The sequence below is a fragment of the Kribbella sp. NPDC049227 genome, from assembly GCF_043197265.1.
Taxonomy (GTDB): Bacteria; Actinomycetota; Actinomycetes; order Propionibacteriales; family Kribbellaceae; genus Kribbella.
In genome coordinates this window covers 536,347-549,531 of record NZ_JBICST010000002.1, presented here as the reverse complement: position 1 = coordinate 549,531, position 13,185 = coordinate 536,347, and the positions used below count along the sequence as shown (strand labels likewise).

Sequence of the window (13,185 nt, the reverse complement as noted above, 5' to 3'; positions counted from 1 at the left end):
CGACATGAAACAACGGGTCCGGTACTACGACTCGGCCGGCAGCCGGGTGTTCGACGTACTGAATGTCGTATTGCTGACCGGTCTGGCGATCGTCACGGTTCTGCCGCTGCTGTACGTCCTGGCGGGGTCGTTCGCGACCGAGTCCGAGATCAGCTCGCGGCCGTTCTTCCTGTGGCCGCACCGGTTCGTCACCGATACGTACCACTACATCTTCTCCACCGACACCTTCGTCCGCGCCTTGCTGACCACGATCGCCGTGACCGCGGTCGGCACGGTGATCCAGCTGGCACTCACCTTGACCATGGCGTATCCGCTGGCCAAGCGATTCCTGCCCGGCCGCGCACTGATGCTGAACCTGGTGATCTTCACGCTGGTGTTCAGCGGCGGCATGATCCCGACGTACCTGGTGGTGCGTGATCTCGGCCTGCTGGACAGCTACTGGGCGCTGATCCTGCCGCTGGCGATCAACCCGTTCTACCTGATCGTGGTGAAGAGCTTCTTCCAGGAGTTGCCCGAGGCGCTGGAGGAAGCGGCCCGGATCGACGGGTGCAACGAGCTGAACGTGTTCCTGCGGATCGTGCTGCCGCTGTCGAAGCCGATCATCGCGACGTTCTCGCTGTTCTACGCGGTCGGCATCTGGAACGACTACATGTCGCCGTTGCTCTACATCGACGACAGCAGGAAATGGACGCTGCAGATGATCGTCCGCCAGCTGACCGCGGCGAACGCGGACTCGGCGAACGTACTGCAGCAGCTGGAGACCGTCACGTTCCCGGAGCAGGGCCTGAAGTTCGCGGTCGTGGTGGTCGCGACGCTGCCGATCCTGTTCTTCTACCCGTTCCTGCAGAAGCACTTCGCCAAAGGCGTCCTGATCGGATCGGTGAAAGAATGACAACACTGCAATGGCTGGAAACTCCTTGCCGGCAAGGCGTTTCCTGGGGTGTCCCGTGGCCGCACGGCACCGTTGCCGAGGGCACACACTTTGCCCTGGCCGACGGTACGCCGGTGCAGAGCTGGACCACCGCGACCTGGCCCGACGGCTCGATCAAGTGGTCGGCCCACGCGATCGGGCCGTCCGAGCACCCGGAATCGTCGTACGAGCTCGTGCCGGGTCAAGAGCCGACAACCCCAGGTACGCCGGTCCAGGTCGAGGAGACTGCGGACGGCGTACGGGTGACGACCGGCGAGGTCACCTGGACGCTCGCCAAACCGCTGCTGATCGCGTCGATTGTCGACAACGACCAGGAGGTCGTGCGCGACGTACGGCTGGTCAGTCTGCGGCAGGACGCACCGGACGAGGACCTGGGCCGCACCCGGGAGCACACCACGGCGACTGTGGACCGCATCACCGTCGAACAGGACGGTCCGGTGCGAGCCGTGGTCAAGCTGGACGGCAAGCACGGCGACTGGCTGCCGTTCTCGGTCCGCCTCTACTTCTACGCCGGTGCGACCGACGTACGCATCGTGCACAGCTTCATCTGGGACGGCGAGCCGGACCGGGACTTCCTGGCCGGGCTGGGTCTCAGTGCGGACGTCGTGATGCGCGACGAGCCGCACAACCGGCACATCCGCCTGGCCGGCCCGTCCGGCTTCCTCACCGAGGCAGTCCGGGGTCTGACCGGTCTGCGCCGCGACCCAGGTGAGGAGGTACGACGTGCACAGGTCGCCGGGCAGGCGGTCGAGGACATCCCGAACCCCGAGGTGTCGGACCGGCTGCACCTGATCCCACAGTGGAACGACTACACGCTCGACCAGAGCAGTGCCGACGGCTTCACCCTGCGCAAGCGCACCGGATCGGAGCACGCCTGGGTAACGATCCCGGCCGGCACCAGGTCACCCGGCTACGGGTACGTCGGTGGTGTCAGCGGCGGACTCGGATTCGGGCTGCGAGACTTCTGGAAGCTGCACCCGACCCGCCTCGACATCCGCAACGCCGCCACGGACCTGGCCACCGCCACAGTCTGGATGTGGTCGCCCAGCGCGCCCGCGATGGACGTGCGCTACTGGCACGACGGCATGGACCAGGACAGCTACGCCGAGCAACTCGAAGGCCTCGAGATCACCTACGAGGACTACGAACCGGGCTTCGGCAATGCGCATGGCGTCGCCAGGACGCACGAGCTGACGCTGCGAGTGCATGACACCACTCCGTCGGCTGACGACCTCGCCGAGCACGTTGCGCTGCTCAACTCGCCCGGCCTACTCGCGGCAGCGCCGGCACGGTTCCTGGAGGCAGGTGTCTTCGGCAGCTGGAGTCTGCCCACCGCCGACGACCAGGACATCGAGGCGCGGCTGAACTTCCTGTTCCAGTACTACGTCGGTCAGCGGGAGCAACGGCGCTGGTACGGGTTCTGGGACTACGGCGACGTCATGCACACCTACGACCGGGATCGGCGCACCTGGCGGTACGACGTCGGCGGCTATGCGTGGGACAACTCGGAGCTGTCGCCGGACCTCTGGCTCTGGTACCAGTTCCTGCGGACCGGCCGGGCGGACGTGTTCCGGTTCGCCGAGGCGATGACCCGACACACCGGTGAGGTCGATGTCTACCACCTCGGCCGGTGGAAGGGCCTCGGCTCACGGCACAACGTGCAGCACTGGGGCTGCAGCTGCAAGCAGGTCCGCATCTCCAGCGCGCTCTACCGGCGCTTCTACTACTACCTGACCGCGGACGAGCGGACCGGTGACCTGATGGACGAGCTGGCGGCGGTCGAGGAGACCCTGCTCGTCGTCGATCCGCAGCGCAAGGTGCGGCCCGACGTCTACTCCCCCGACCCGCATGCGCTCTCGGTCGAACTGGGTGTGGACTGGGGTGCACTCGCTGCGGCATGGCTCACGCGGTGGGAGAGGCACGGCGACGAGCGGGCCCGTGCACGGCTGGTCGGAACGATGGCCGACATCGCAGCGATGCACTATGGCTTCCTCACCGGCAACGGGCGGCTGGACCTGTCCACCGGGCGCTTAGACACCAGCCGGCGCGGCATCGCGGTCTCGCACCTGTCCTCGCTCTTCGGGCTCCCCGAGATCTGTTCGGAGCTCATCGACCTGGACCTCGACGTACCCGGGTTCGAGAAGGCGTGGCTGGACTACTGCCGCCTCTACCTGGCAACACCGGAGGAGCAGACCGCTGAGGTCGGTCACCCGCTCCAAGGCATCTCACTCATCCAGGCACACAGCCGCCTCGCCGCGTACGCCGCCGCCCGCACCGGCGACGCGGAGCTGGCCCGACTGGCCTGGCGCAAGTTCTTCATCGACGAAGGCGACCAGCTCAACCGCAACGCCCTGCAACGCGAGCGGGACTGGACGACGACTCAGGTCGACGGTGCGCTGATGCCGGTCGAGGAGGCCGCCTTCATCAGCACCAACGGCGCATCGCAGTACGCACTCGCAGCGATCCAGAACCTGTCCCTGATCCCCGAACACCGAAACATCCCTGAACACCGAAACGACAGAGGTGGAAAGGCATGGAGGTCTCCCGACGTACAGTCCTAGCAGGCATGGCCGCGGTCCCCGCGGCGTCCCTGCTCGACACCCGCTCCACGGCGGTGGCCGACGTACCAGAAGTGAAGCTCAGCTGGCTGGAAGGCAAGCCGACCACGGCAGCCGTCACGACCTGGGGTACGCCGTGGCCGAAGGGCGCCGTACCTGCGGACCAGTCCTTCGCACTCAAGGCGGCCGACGGCAGCGCCGTACCCCTGCAGAGCTGGCCGACCGCCTACTGGCCCGACGGCTCGCTGAAGTGGAGCGCGCACGCCATCGCAGTCGACGCACCGGCCGAGTCGTACACCCTCGGCCCAGGTACGGCGGCCGCACCGGAGCGACCGGTCACGGTCAAGAACGAGAAGACGTACGTCGATGTCGACACCGGGGTGATCAGGACCCGGATCCGCAAGAGCGGTTCGGAGCTGATCAGTCACATCTGGCGTGGTGACGTGCTGATCGCGCGCAAGGGTCAGCTCGTCAACCTGAAGCAGGACAAGATCGCCGAGGACGAGGAAGGCGGCAGCGTCCGGGAACGCTACGAGAGCGACGTCACGCGCGTCACGGTCGAGCAGTCCGGCCCGGTCCGCGCGGTGGTCCGGATCGAGGGTCGGCACAAGTCGAAGAAGGGCAAGACCTGGCTGCCGTTCTCGGTCCGGCTGTACTTCGTGGCCGGCGCCGAGAACGTCCGGATGGTGCACACGTTCGTGTACGACCGCGACGGGCAGAAGGACTACATCGCGGGTCTCGGGGTGCGTTTCCGGGTGCCGATGCGCGACGCGGCGTACGACCGGCACGTGCGATTCGTCGGTGAGGGTCATGGCATGGTCTCGGAGGCGGTCAAGGGGATCACCGGGTTGCGGCGTGACCCGGGTGCGACCGTCCGCGCGGCCCAGATCGCCGGGACCAAACTGCCCGATCCGGCCACCTGGGACCAGCGGGTGACGACGCGGCTGAAGTGGATCCCCGAGTGGGGTGACTACACGCTGAGCCAGCTGAACGCCGATGGCTTCACGGTGAAGAAGCGGACCAAGCAGGGGTACGGCTGGGTCTCGGTAGACCAAGGTGGGCGCGCGTCGGGACTCGGGTACGTCGGCGGTGTGAGCGGCGGGTTCGCCTTCGGTCTGAGGGATTTCTGGCAGCGCCACCCCACGCAGCTGGACATCCGGGGTGCGTTCACCGAGGAGGCCGAGGTCACGGTGTGGCTGTGGTCGCCGGACGCCGGCGCGATGGACACGCGGTTCTACCACGACGGCATGGGCGAGGACACGTACCCGGAGCAGTTGGACGCCCTCGAGATCACCTACGAGGACTACGAGCCCGCCTTCGGTACGCCGTACGGGATCGCGCGGACCTCCGAGCTCACCTTCTGGGCGCTCGCGGCGACTCCTTCGGCTGCGCGGCTCGGCGACCTGGCCGATCAGGTGCGGACTCCCCCGCAACTGATCAATCCGGTGGACCAGCTCATCGGCACGCGCGTCTTCGGCGGGCTCGTCTCGCCGGTCGACCGGTCGGTGCCGGCGAAGAAGGCCATCGAGGACCACCTGGACTTCCTGTTCGACTTCTATCGCGGCCAGGTCGAGTCCCGGCACTGGTACGGGTTCTGGGACTACGGCGACATCATGCACACGTTCGACGAGGACCGGCTGGTCTGGCGGTACGACGTCGGCGGGTACGCGTGGGACAACTCGGAACTGTCACCGGATCTGTGGCTCTGGTACTCGTTCCTGCGCTCCGGACGGGCCGACATCTTCCGGTTCGCGGAAGCGATGACCCGTCATACCGGCGAGGTCGACGTGTACCACCTCGGGCAGTGGGCCGGTCTGGGGACGCGGCACGGCGTACAGCACTGGGCAGACAGCGCGAAGCAGCAGCGCATCAGTACGGCGATCTACCGGCGGTTCTACTACTACCTCACGGCCGACGAGCGCACCGGTGACCTGCTGTCCGAGCTGGTCGACTCCGACCAGACGTTCCTGGTGCTGGATCCGCTGCGGAAGATCAGGACCGAGCCGTACGAGCCCGACCCGCATGCTCTCGCGATCGGTCTCGGCACGGACTGGAGTGGTCTGGCCGCCGCGTGGCTCACCGAGTGGGAGCGGCAGGGACCGAAGGCGGACGTTGCCCACAGCAAGCTTCTCGGCACGATGGAGACGATCGGTGCGATGCCGAACGGCTTCGTCACCGGTGGCGGTCTGTACGACCTGGACACCGGACGGTTCGCGCCGATCACCCAGAAGACGGTCAGTGTGTCGCACCTCAGCGCGATGTTCGGCCAGGTGGAGATCTGCGCCGAGATCCTCGACCTGGTGGACATGCCGGCGTTCGAGGCGGCCTGGCTGCAGTACTGCCGCCTCTTCAACGCCACCCGGGAGGAGCAGACGGCGGAGTGCGGTGCGTACTTCGGCAACCTGATCCTCCGCCAGGGCCACTCCCGGCTCACCGCGTACGCCGCCGTACGTCTGGATCGGGACGACCTGGCCGCGCGGGCGTGGAAGGAGTTCTACACCGGTGACGGCTACGGGCCGAACCTCCCGTGGGCCTCCGAGGAGGTGAAGTCGACGCTCAACCCGACGCGGGCCGCCAAGTGGGTCTCGACCAACACCACAGCCCTCTACGGCCTGGCCGCCATCCAGACACTCGCCCTCGTCGGCGACCAGATCGTCAACCCGTAACGGCTGGAGGGCGCGGGACCTCCCGCGCCCTCAATCAGCCGTGGGTCAGCCGTGGGTCAGCCGACCTCGGCCATGATTTCGTCGGAGACGTCGAAGTTCGCGTAGACGTTCTGGACGTCGTCGCTGTCCTCGAGCGCGTCGATCAGGCGGAAGATCTTGCCGGCGCCGTCGGCGTCCAGTTCGACCGTCATCGACGGGACGAACTGCACGTCGGCCGAGTCGTAGTCGATGCCCGCGCCCTGCAGCGCGGTCCGGGCCTGGACCAGGTCGGTGGCCTCGGTGACGACCTCCCAGGACTCGCCGAGGTCGTTCACCTCCTCGGCACCGGCCTCGAGCACGGCCTCCATCACGTCGTCCTCGGACAGCGACTTCCCGTCCTGGTCCTTGGCCACGACGATGACGCCCTTGCGGTTGAACATGTAGGCGACCGAGTTCGGGTCGGCGAGCGAGCCGCCGTTCCGCGTCATCGCCGTACGGACATCCGCGGCCGCGCGGTTGCGGTTGTCGGTGAGGCACTCGACCAGCATCGCCACGCCGTTCGGGCCGTAGCCCTCGTACATGATCGTCTGGTACTCCGCGCCGCCGGCCTCGGCCCCGGAACCACGCTTGACCGCGCGGTCGATGTTGTCGTTCGGGACCGAGGACTTCTTCGCCTTCTGGATGGCGTCGTACAGGGTCGGGTTCCCGCCAGGGTCGCCGCCGCCCATCCGGGCGGCCACCTCGATGTTCTTGATCAGCTTCGCGAAGAGCTTGCCGCGCCTCGCGTCGATGACGGCCTTCTTGTGCTTCGTGGTGGCCCACTTGGAGTGGCCTGACATGGCGAACCCAACCCTTCTACCGCTGCTACCTGCTACCGACTCAGAGGCCGCGGACCAGCTCGGCGAAGTAGCCGTGCAGCCTGGCGTCCCCGGTCATCTCCGGATGGAACGACGTGGCCAGCAGCCGATCGTGGCGAACGGCGACGATCCTACCCGCGGCGGGGCCTGAGCTCACCGTCGAGAGTACCTCGACGTCCCGCCCGACTCGCTCCACCCACGGTGCCCGGATGAACACGGCGTGGTACGGCGTGTCGAACGCGGCGAAGGTCAGGTCCGCCTCGAACGAGTCCACCTGCCGCCCGAACGCGTTCCGGCGTACCGTCACGTCGAGTCCGCCGAGGGTCTCCTGACCCTCGATCCCGCCGGTGATCTCGTTCGCGAGCATGATCATCCCGGCGCACGTGCCGAACACCGGCATGCCGTCGGCGATCCGCTTCTGCAGCGGCTCGAACAGCTCGAACGCGCGGGCCAGTTTGTCCATCGTGGTCGACTCGCCGCCCGGCAGAACCAGCGCGTCCACCTGCTCCAGCTCGGACGGGCGCCGTACCGGCCGCGCCTCGACGCCGACCTTGGTCAGCATCGCCAGGTGCTCCCGCACATTCCCCTGCAACGCGAACACACCGATCACGGTCATGGGGCCTCCCGGCCTGGACTGAGGAGTGGAGGGAGCCGTCACAGTGTCACCCTTCGCTTCCAGTCGAGGGTGACCTCGATGCGGCCCTCGTCGAACGTGGCGGGGAGGTCGTGCTCGCGCAGCAGCGTGAGGACGTCCTCCAGGAGCGGCTCGCCAGGGGCGACGTTCGCGGTATCGGGGTGCCAGAGCTTCAGCTCGAGCATGCCGAAGTCGACCGCATGCCAGACGTCGGTGTCGGTGAAGAACACCAGCCCCTTGGGATCCGCGGCGGCCTCGAGCGCCTGCCGGGCGGCGTGGTGGTCCGACGTGTACCGGACCACCACGAGTCCCAGCATCTCGAGCTCGGAGAGTACGGCGTCCAGCCGGTCGGGATCCGTCGCCGACGGCCACTCGGCAGACTCGGCGTTCAGATCCATCACGGCCTCGCCGATCAGCAGCGGCACGAGAGCGGCCGGGTCCATGGACGGTGCGTCCTCCTGGACCGCCTCCGTCAACGCAGCCGTGATCGTGGCGTGGTCGGCATACCCGGACCGCACCAGGACACGGGCGAGACCGCGCAGCTCCCGCGCGGTCCGCTCGTCCACAGACTGCAGGCTGTTGGTCACCAGCCGCGCTCGGCGAGCCGGTGCGGCTGCGGGATCTCGTCGACGTTGATGCCGACCATGGCCTCGCCCAGGCCGCGGGAGACCTTGGCGATCACGTCGGGGTCGTCGTAGAAGGTGGTCGCCTTCACGATCGCCTCGGCGCGCTGGGCCGGGTTGCCGGACTTGAAGATGCCGGAGCCGACGAACACGCCCTCGGCGCCGAGCTGCATCATCATCGCGGCGTCGGCCGGGGTGGCGATGCCACCGGCGGTGAACAGCACCACCGGGAGCTTGCCGGCCTGCGCGACCTCCTTGACCAGCTCGTACGGCGCCTGCAGCTCCTTGGCGGCGACGTACAGCTCGTCCTCCGGGAGGCCCTGCAGCTTGCGGAGCTCCTGCCGGATCTGGCGCATGTGGGTGGTCGCGTTGGACACGTCACCGGTGCCGGCCTCGCCCTTGGAGCGGATCATCGCCGCACCCTCGGTGATCCGGCGCAGCGCCTCGCCCAGGTTGGTCGCACCGCAGACGAACGGCACGGTGAACTGCCACTTGTCGATGTGGTTGGCGTAGTCGGCCGGGGTGAGCACCTCGGACTCGTCGATGTAGTCCACACCGAGGCTCTGCAGCACCTGCGCCTCGACGAAGTGACCGATCCGGGCCTTGGCCATCACCGGGATCGAGACAGCGTTGATGATGCTGTCGATCATGTCCGGGTCGCTCATCCGGGAGACGCCGCCCTGCGCGCGGATGTCGGCCGGGACCCGCTCCAGCGCCATCACCGCGACCGCACCGGCGTCCTCGGCGATCTTGGCCTGCTCGGCGGTGACGACGTCCATGATCACGCCGCCCTTGAGCATCTCGGCCATCCCGCGCTTGACCTTCGCGGTGCCAGTCTCGGGGCCGGTCTGGGGGGTCTGGTTCTCGGTCACTGCGTCCTCCTGCTCGTGGGGCTCCTGCCTCCAGATTAGGGGGCGGCAGGCACCGATCCTCAGTCCACCTCGAATCAAGTGGACTGAGACAGCGCCGCCCCCAGACGGGCCACCACCAGCCGGAGTGTCGCGGGTGGCGCGGTGAACGGAATGCGGATGTGACGCCGGTCCGTGCCTTCCGGCGTGAAGAGGTCTCCGGCCCCCAGCAGCAGCCCGTGCTCCCTTGCCGCCTCCAGCACCCGTCGCGCGCGTACTTCGGTCAGCTCGAGCCAGAGCGTCATACCTCCCGTCGGGGTGGGCCAGGCCACACCGTCGAGCGTCTTCAGACCGGACTCCAGCGCCATCAGGTTGGCCCTCAGCCGGGTACGGCGGCGGCCGATCACTTTGTCGAGCTTCTGGATGATCGCCTGGGCCAGGAGGTCGTCGAGAGCGCTGGGCGACGCCACACTGAGCTGGGCGGCCGTGTTGATGCGTCTGCGGAGCTGCTTGCCGGTCCGGACCCAGCCGACGCGGAGTCCGCCCCACACCGTCTTCGAGAGCGAGCCGACACTCACAGTGCGCGGGTAGCGACTCAGTGGCTCGGCTTGTTCCCCACTGGCCAGCCAGAGCGGTCGCATGGTCTCGTCGCTGATCAACGCGGCGCCGTACCTGCGGGCGATCTCGATGATCGTCGTACGGCGATCCGCCGGGATGCTCAGGCCGGTTGGGTTGTGGTTGTCGGCCTGGAGGTAGATGACCTTGGGGCGGTGCCGCCGGCAGAGGTGGGCGAGTTGGTCGGTGTCCCAGACACCTGCCGGCCAGCCGGCCACGTCGAGGCGGTGCTTGCGGAGCAGGTCGAAGGCGGCGGGGTACGTCGGTGTCTCGGTGATCGCCACGCCCGGTCCGAGGTCCAGTCCGGCCAGTGCGGCGTTCAGTCCGGCGGCTGCGCCCACGGTCAGCGTGAGCTGGTCCGGCTCGGTCGGCACGCCCTCGATCGTGAGCCGCTCCGCCAAGGCTTGGCGCAGTTCCAGCGACCCGCCCGGCGGCGGTCCGTCTCCGCCCATGGCGTGCGGTAGAGCATCCTCGACGACCTGGGCTGCTACTTCCGCCACGTCGTGCGGCGCCGCTGTGGTTGCGAACCGGAGGTCGAGGACGGGCTCGTCGCCCGCCGTGACGGTCGAGGCCGGTGCGATCGGGTCCAGCAGGCGGTCCAGTGGTCGTACGTGGGTGCCGGAGCCTCGCTTGGTCTCGAGTACGCCGTCCGTGCGCAGTTGGTCCAGCGCCCGTACCACGGTCACCCGGCTCACACCGAGTCGATCGGCCAGCACGCGTTCCGACGGGAGCCGCGAGCCGATGGAGAGGTCGCCGCGCTCGATCCGGCGCAGGACCAGCGCCTCGACCTGCTCGGTCTTCGTCCCGTCCGCCGGGTCGAGATCCATCTCCCGCCACATAAGTCCAGTCTGACACCACTGGCCTGACGGCGGTCGCTCCGGTGGCTGGCTGGCGGGTTGTTTCGCCACTGACGCCGTACAACGCGCCAGCCGCCGAACAAGCCACCATCGAACCGTCTTCCGCGCGGACGGCCGGATTGTCGGTGGGGGGTGTGAGGATTGGGAGGTGGACGAGCGGTGGGCGATTGCGCCGGATGAGGGTGGCGGGGCTGTGCTCGTCGCCTTGCATCCGGACGGGCAGCCTGCCGGTCCGGTGCTGCACGAGCCTTCGCTGGCGGGCGCGGTCGGTTCGCGTCCGCAGGTGTCTCGGTGGGTGTGGCGGTCTTCGGCCGAGATCTATCCACGGTTGCTGGCCGGCGGCGTACGGGTGGAGCGCTGCTACGACATCGAGAACAGCGAAGGGTTGTTGCTCGGGCACGCGGGGCGGTTGGGCGAGCCTCGTTCCGCGGCTGCGGCTTGGGGGCGGCTGAGTGGTGGGCCGGTCCCACCGGATCCGCCGCTGCGGGCCGTCGTACCAGGTGAGCAGTCGTCCTTGTTCGAGATCCAGGAGGAGCCGGTCGCGTTCGAGGCGCTGCTCCGGGTGTACGCCGACCAGCTCCGGCGGCATGGGGAGGCGGAGCACCCGGACCGGATGCGGTTGCTCACGGCATCGGAATCGTCGGGGATGCTGGTCGCCGCGGAGATGGACCGGGCGGGGTTGCCCTGGAGCTCGGACGCTCATCGGGCAGTGTTGGCCGAGCTGCTCGGGGATCGGTTCGGCGGGACGGGCGAGCCGCGGCGGCTGACCGAGCTCGCGGACGAGGTGTCGGCGGCGTTCGGGCGCCGGGTCCGTCCGGATCTGCCGGCGGATGTGCTGAAGGCGTTCAAACAGGCCGGGTACCAGCTGAAGTCGACGCGCCGATGGGAGCTGGAGACGATCGATCATCCGGCGGTGGCGCCGCTGGTCGAGTACAAGAAGCTCTATCGGATCTACACGGCGAACGGGTGGTCGTGGCTGCAGGACTGGGTGCACGACGGTCGCTTCCGGCCCGGGTTCGTGCCTGGCGGGACAGTCTCCGGGCGCTGGATCACCAATGGCGGTGGCGGTCTGCAGATCCCCAAGGTGATCCGTCGCGCGGTCGTCGCCGACCCCGGCTGGAGCCTTGTGGTCGCGGACGCGTCCCAGCTCGAGCCGCGCATCCTGGCCGCGATCTCCCGCGACCCGGCGCTGATGGAGGTCTCGAGCGATCCCGGTGATCTGTACAAGGCTGTGTCGGACCAGGCGTTCTCCGGTGACCGCGCCAAGGCGAAGCTCGCCGTACTCGGCGCGATCTATGGCCAGACGTCCGGCGACGGCCTGAAGAACCTGGCCATGCTGCGCCGACGCTTCCCGTTGGCAGTCGCGTACGTCGACGACGCCGCGCGCGCCGGCGAGGAAGGCCGCCTCGTCCGCACCTGGCTCGGCCGCACCTGCCCACCCGCGGGCGCCCCGCTCGACGACGCGATGCTCGAAGGTCCACCCGCCGACGAGCCCCAGACCGACGCCCGCCACGCACGAGCCCGCGGCCGCTTCACCCGCAACTTCGTCGTCCAGGGATCCGCCGCCGACTGGGCCCTCCTGATGCTCGCCGCCCTCCGCCAATCTCTCGCAGACCTCAAGGCAGAACTCGTCTTCTTCCAGCACGACGAGGTCATAGTCCACTGCCCCACCGAAGAGGCCCCCACCGTCGCCGAAGCCATCCAAACCGCCGGCAACCTAGCCGGCACCCTCACCTTCGGCCCCACCCCCGCCCACTTCGCCTTCACCACCGCCACAGTGAAAACGTACGCCGACGCGAAGTAGACCTCACCGGCGCTCGAGAATCAGGTCCACGGCCGAGTCGAGCTCCTGATCAGCCGTCAAGTGCAGGTGAGTTCCGCTCGACACCTCCGCTTGCGCCAGCGTCAGTAGATGCCGCGCCAGCGAGACCAATCCGACCCGATTCGCCACCACCCGGACCTCGGCTCGGTCAACGTCCACACCGATCTCGAAGCCGTCCTCCCATTCGACCCGCAGGCCGCGCTGTACGTCGTACTCAGGAACGCTGATCACCACGTCCATCCGCATCACCACCCCATTCGCCTACGAAGAAGTACTCGACCTGACGCTGGGCCTGGGTGTCCGACAGCCCGACTCCTTCGGTCAGGGACAGCAGGTTGTGAACGCACCGCACGAACGTGTGCAGGCTCCGCCGCAACAGCCGGTCGGCCCCGTCGATCACCACCGCCACCGGCGGCTCGTCACGTGCCGTCAGCAGATCCCACAACCGATCGTTGAAGGCGGCCCAACTCCCCGCACCGAGCGGCGAGAACCCCAACCGCGCACTCAACTCGATGAGCAACGCCTCCTCGAGATCCCCTCCGTCCGGCGCATCCGCCCGCACCACTCGAAACCCCAACTCCTCCAGCCCGCGCAGTGTGGCCTCGAGCTCACGCCTCTCCAACAAGTACGGCTCCGTCGTCAACCAAGGCATGCGCGCAACAACGTCCACCCACTCGACCCACTCCCCCACTCCGTCACCGCCCACGGCGCGCCTCCTCGGCGTCTCAACCTTCAGGAATGACCTCGGCGGAGCCCTTCGCGGGTGACCGCCGGCACGAGGCAACGTACCGAAGA

At 68.2% G+C, this 13,185-nt stretch carries 11 protein-coding genes; 4 read left to right on the top strand and 7 right to left on the bottom strand.

Translation table 11 applies throughout. The features are described from left to right. Positions 1–4 precede the first annotated feature (4 nt). From ACGFH6_RS09435 to ACGFH6_RS09425, 3 genes are read left to right on the top strand one after another with little or no spacing between them, the layout of a single operon-like run. Positions 5–892 (top strand): carbohydrate ABC transporter permease, encoded by an 888-nt coding sequence (locus ACGFH6_RS09435; protein ID WP_393382007.1) that lies wholly within the window; start codon positions 5–7, stop codon positions 890–892. Further along, the gene (locus ACGFH6_RS09430; RefSeq protein ID WP_393382005.1) at positions 889–3,492 is read left to right on the top strand and encodes a Tat pathway signal sequence domain protein; all 2,604 of its coding nucleotides are present in this window, start codon (positions 889–891) and stop codon (positions 3,490–3,492) included. Before ACGFH6_RS09435 ends, ACGFH6_RS09430 begins: the two co-directional genes overlap by 4 nt. 5 nt (positions 3,493–3,497) lie before the next feature. After that, positions 3,498–6,155, top strand: a complete 2,658-nt coding sequence (locus ACGFH6_RS09425; RefSeq protein WP_393382003.1) for a Tat pathway signal sequence domain protein — start codon at positions 3,498–3,500, stop codon at positions 6,153–6,155. Positions 6,156–6,211: 56 nt separating this feature from the next. Here ACGFH6_RS09425 and ACGFH6_RS09420 read toward each other — a convergent pair whose 3' ends face one another. The 5 genes from ACGFH6_RS09420 to ACGFH6_RS09400 form a co-directional block, all read right to left on the bottom strand. After that, positions 6,212–6,973, bottom strand: coding sequence for a YebC/PmpR family DNA-binding transcriptional regulator (locus tag ACGFH6_RS09420; protein ID WP_131353487.1), 762 nt, complete (start codon positions 6,971–6,973; stop codon positions 6,212–6,214). 40 nt (positions 6,974–7,013) lie between these two features. After that, positions 7,014–7,607 (bottom strand): pyridoxal 5'-phosphate synthase glutaminase subunit PdxT, encoded by a 594-nt coding sequence (gene pdxT, locus ACGFH6_RS09415; RefSeq protein WP_393382001.1) that lies wholly within the window; start codon positions 7,605–7,607, stop codon positions 7,014–7,016. A 38-nt stretch (positions 7,608–7,645) separates the two neighbouring features. Continuing rightward, positions 7,646–8,191 carry a DUF6891 domain-containing protein gene (locus ACGFH6_RS09410; RefSeq protein ID WP_393382000.1) on the bottom strand — a complete coding sequence of 182 codons (546 nt, stop codon included), beginning with the start codon at positions 8,189–8,191 and terminating at the stop codon, positions 7,646–7,648. A 17-nt stretch (positions 8,192–8,208) separates the two neighbouring features. Then, a complete protein-coding gene (gene pdxS / locus ACGFH6_RS09405; RefSeq protein ID WP_360444050.1) occupies positions 8,209–9,120 on the bottom strand; it encodes a pyridoxal 5'-phosphate synthase lyase subunit PdxS in 912 nt (303 codons plus the stop codon). A 74-nt stretch (positions 9,121–9,194) separates the two neighbouring features. Further along, on the bottom strand, positions 9,195–10,550 hold the full coding sequence (locus tag ACGFH6_RS09400) for a PLP-dependent aminotransferase family protein (protein ID WP_393381997.1): 1,356 nt from the start codon (positions 10,548–10,550) through the stop codon (positions 9,195–9,197). Between the two features lie 166 nt (positions 10,551–10,716). Between ACGFH6_RS09400 and ACGFH6_RS09395 the strand changes: the two genes are divergently transcribed. Continuing rightward, the gene (locus ACGFH6_RS09395; protein WP_393381996.1) at positions 10,717–12,372 is read left to right on the top strand and encodes a bifunctional 3'-5' exonuclease/DNA polymerase; all 1,656 of its coding nucleotides are present in this window, start codon (positions 10,717–10,719) and stop codon (positions 12,370–12,372) included. Between the two features lie 3 nt (positions 12,373–12,375). On the opposite strand, the gene ACGFH6_RS09390 is transcribed toward ACGFH6_RS09395, so the two are convergent. Both ACGFH6_RS09390 and ACGFH6_RS09385 read right to left on the bottom strand, forming a co-directional pair. Further along, on the bottom strand, positions 12,376–12,630 hold the full coding sequence (locus ACGFH6_RS09390) for a hypothetical protein (RefSeq protein WP_393381994.1): 255 nt from the start codon (positions 12,628–12,630) through the stop codon (positions 12,376–12,378). Continuing rightward, a complete protein-coding gene (locus ACGFH6_RS09385) occupies positions 12,605–13,096 on the bottom strand; it encodes a hypothetical protein (RefSeq protein ID WP_393381993.1) in 492 nt (163 codons plus the stop codon). Before ACGFH6_RS09385 ends, ACGFH6_RS09390 begins: the two co-directional genes overlap by 26 nt. Positions 13,097–13,185 lie beyond the last annotated feature (89 nt).

Coding starts and splice junctions, on each gene's coding strand:
- ACGFH6_RS09435 (WP_393382007.1), top strand. CDS start 5: ATGAAACAACGGGTCCGGTACTACGACTCGGCCGGCAGCCGGGTGTTC.
- ACGFH6_RS09430 (WP_393382005.1), top strand. CDS start 889: ATGACAACACTGCAATGGCTGGAAACTCCTTGCCGGCAAGGCGTTTCC.
- ACGFH6_RS09425 (WP_393382003.1), top strand. CDS start 3,498: ATGGCCGCGGTCCCCGCGGCGTCCCTGCTCGACACCCGCTCCACGGCG.
- ACGFH6_RS09420 (WP_131353487.1), bottom strand. CDS start 6,973: ATGTCAGGCCACTCCAAGTGGGCCACCACGAAGCACAAGAAGGCCGTC.
- pdxT (WP_393382001.1), bottom strand. CDS start 7,607: ATGACCGTGATCGGTGTGTTCGCGTTGCAGGGGAATGTGCGGGAGCAC.
- ACGFH6_RS09400 (WP_393381997.1), bottom strand. CDS start 10,550: ATGTGGCGGGAGATGGATCTCGACCCGGCGGACGGGACGAAGACCGAG.
- ACGFH6_RS09390 (WP_393381994.1), bottom strand. CDS start 12,630: ATGGACGTGGTGATCAGCGTTCCTGAGTACGACGTACAGCGCGGCCTG.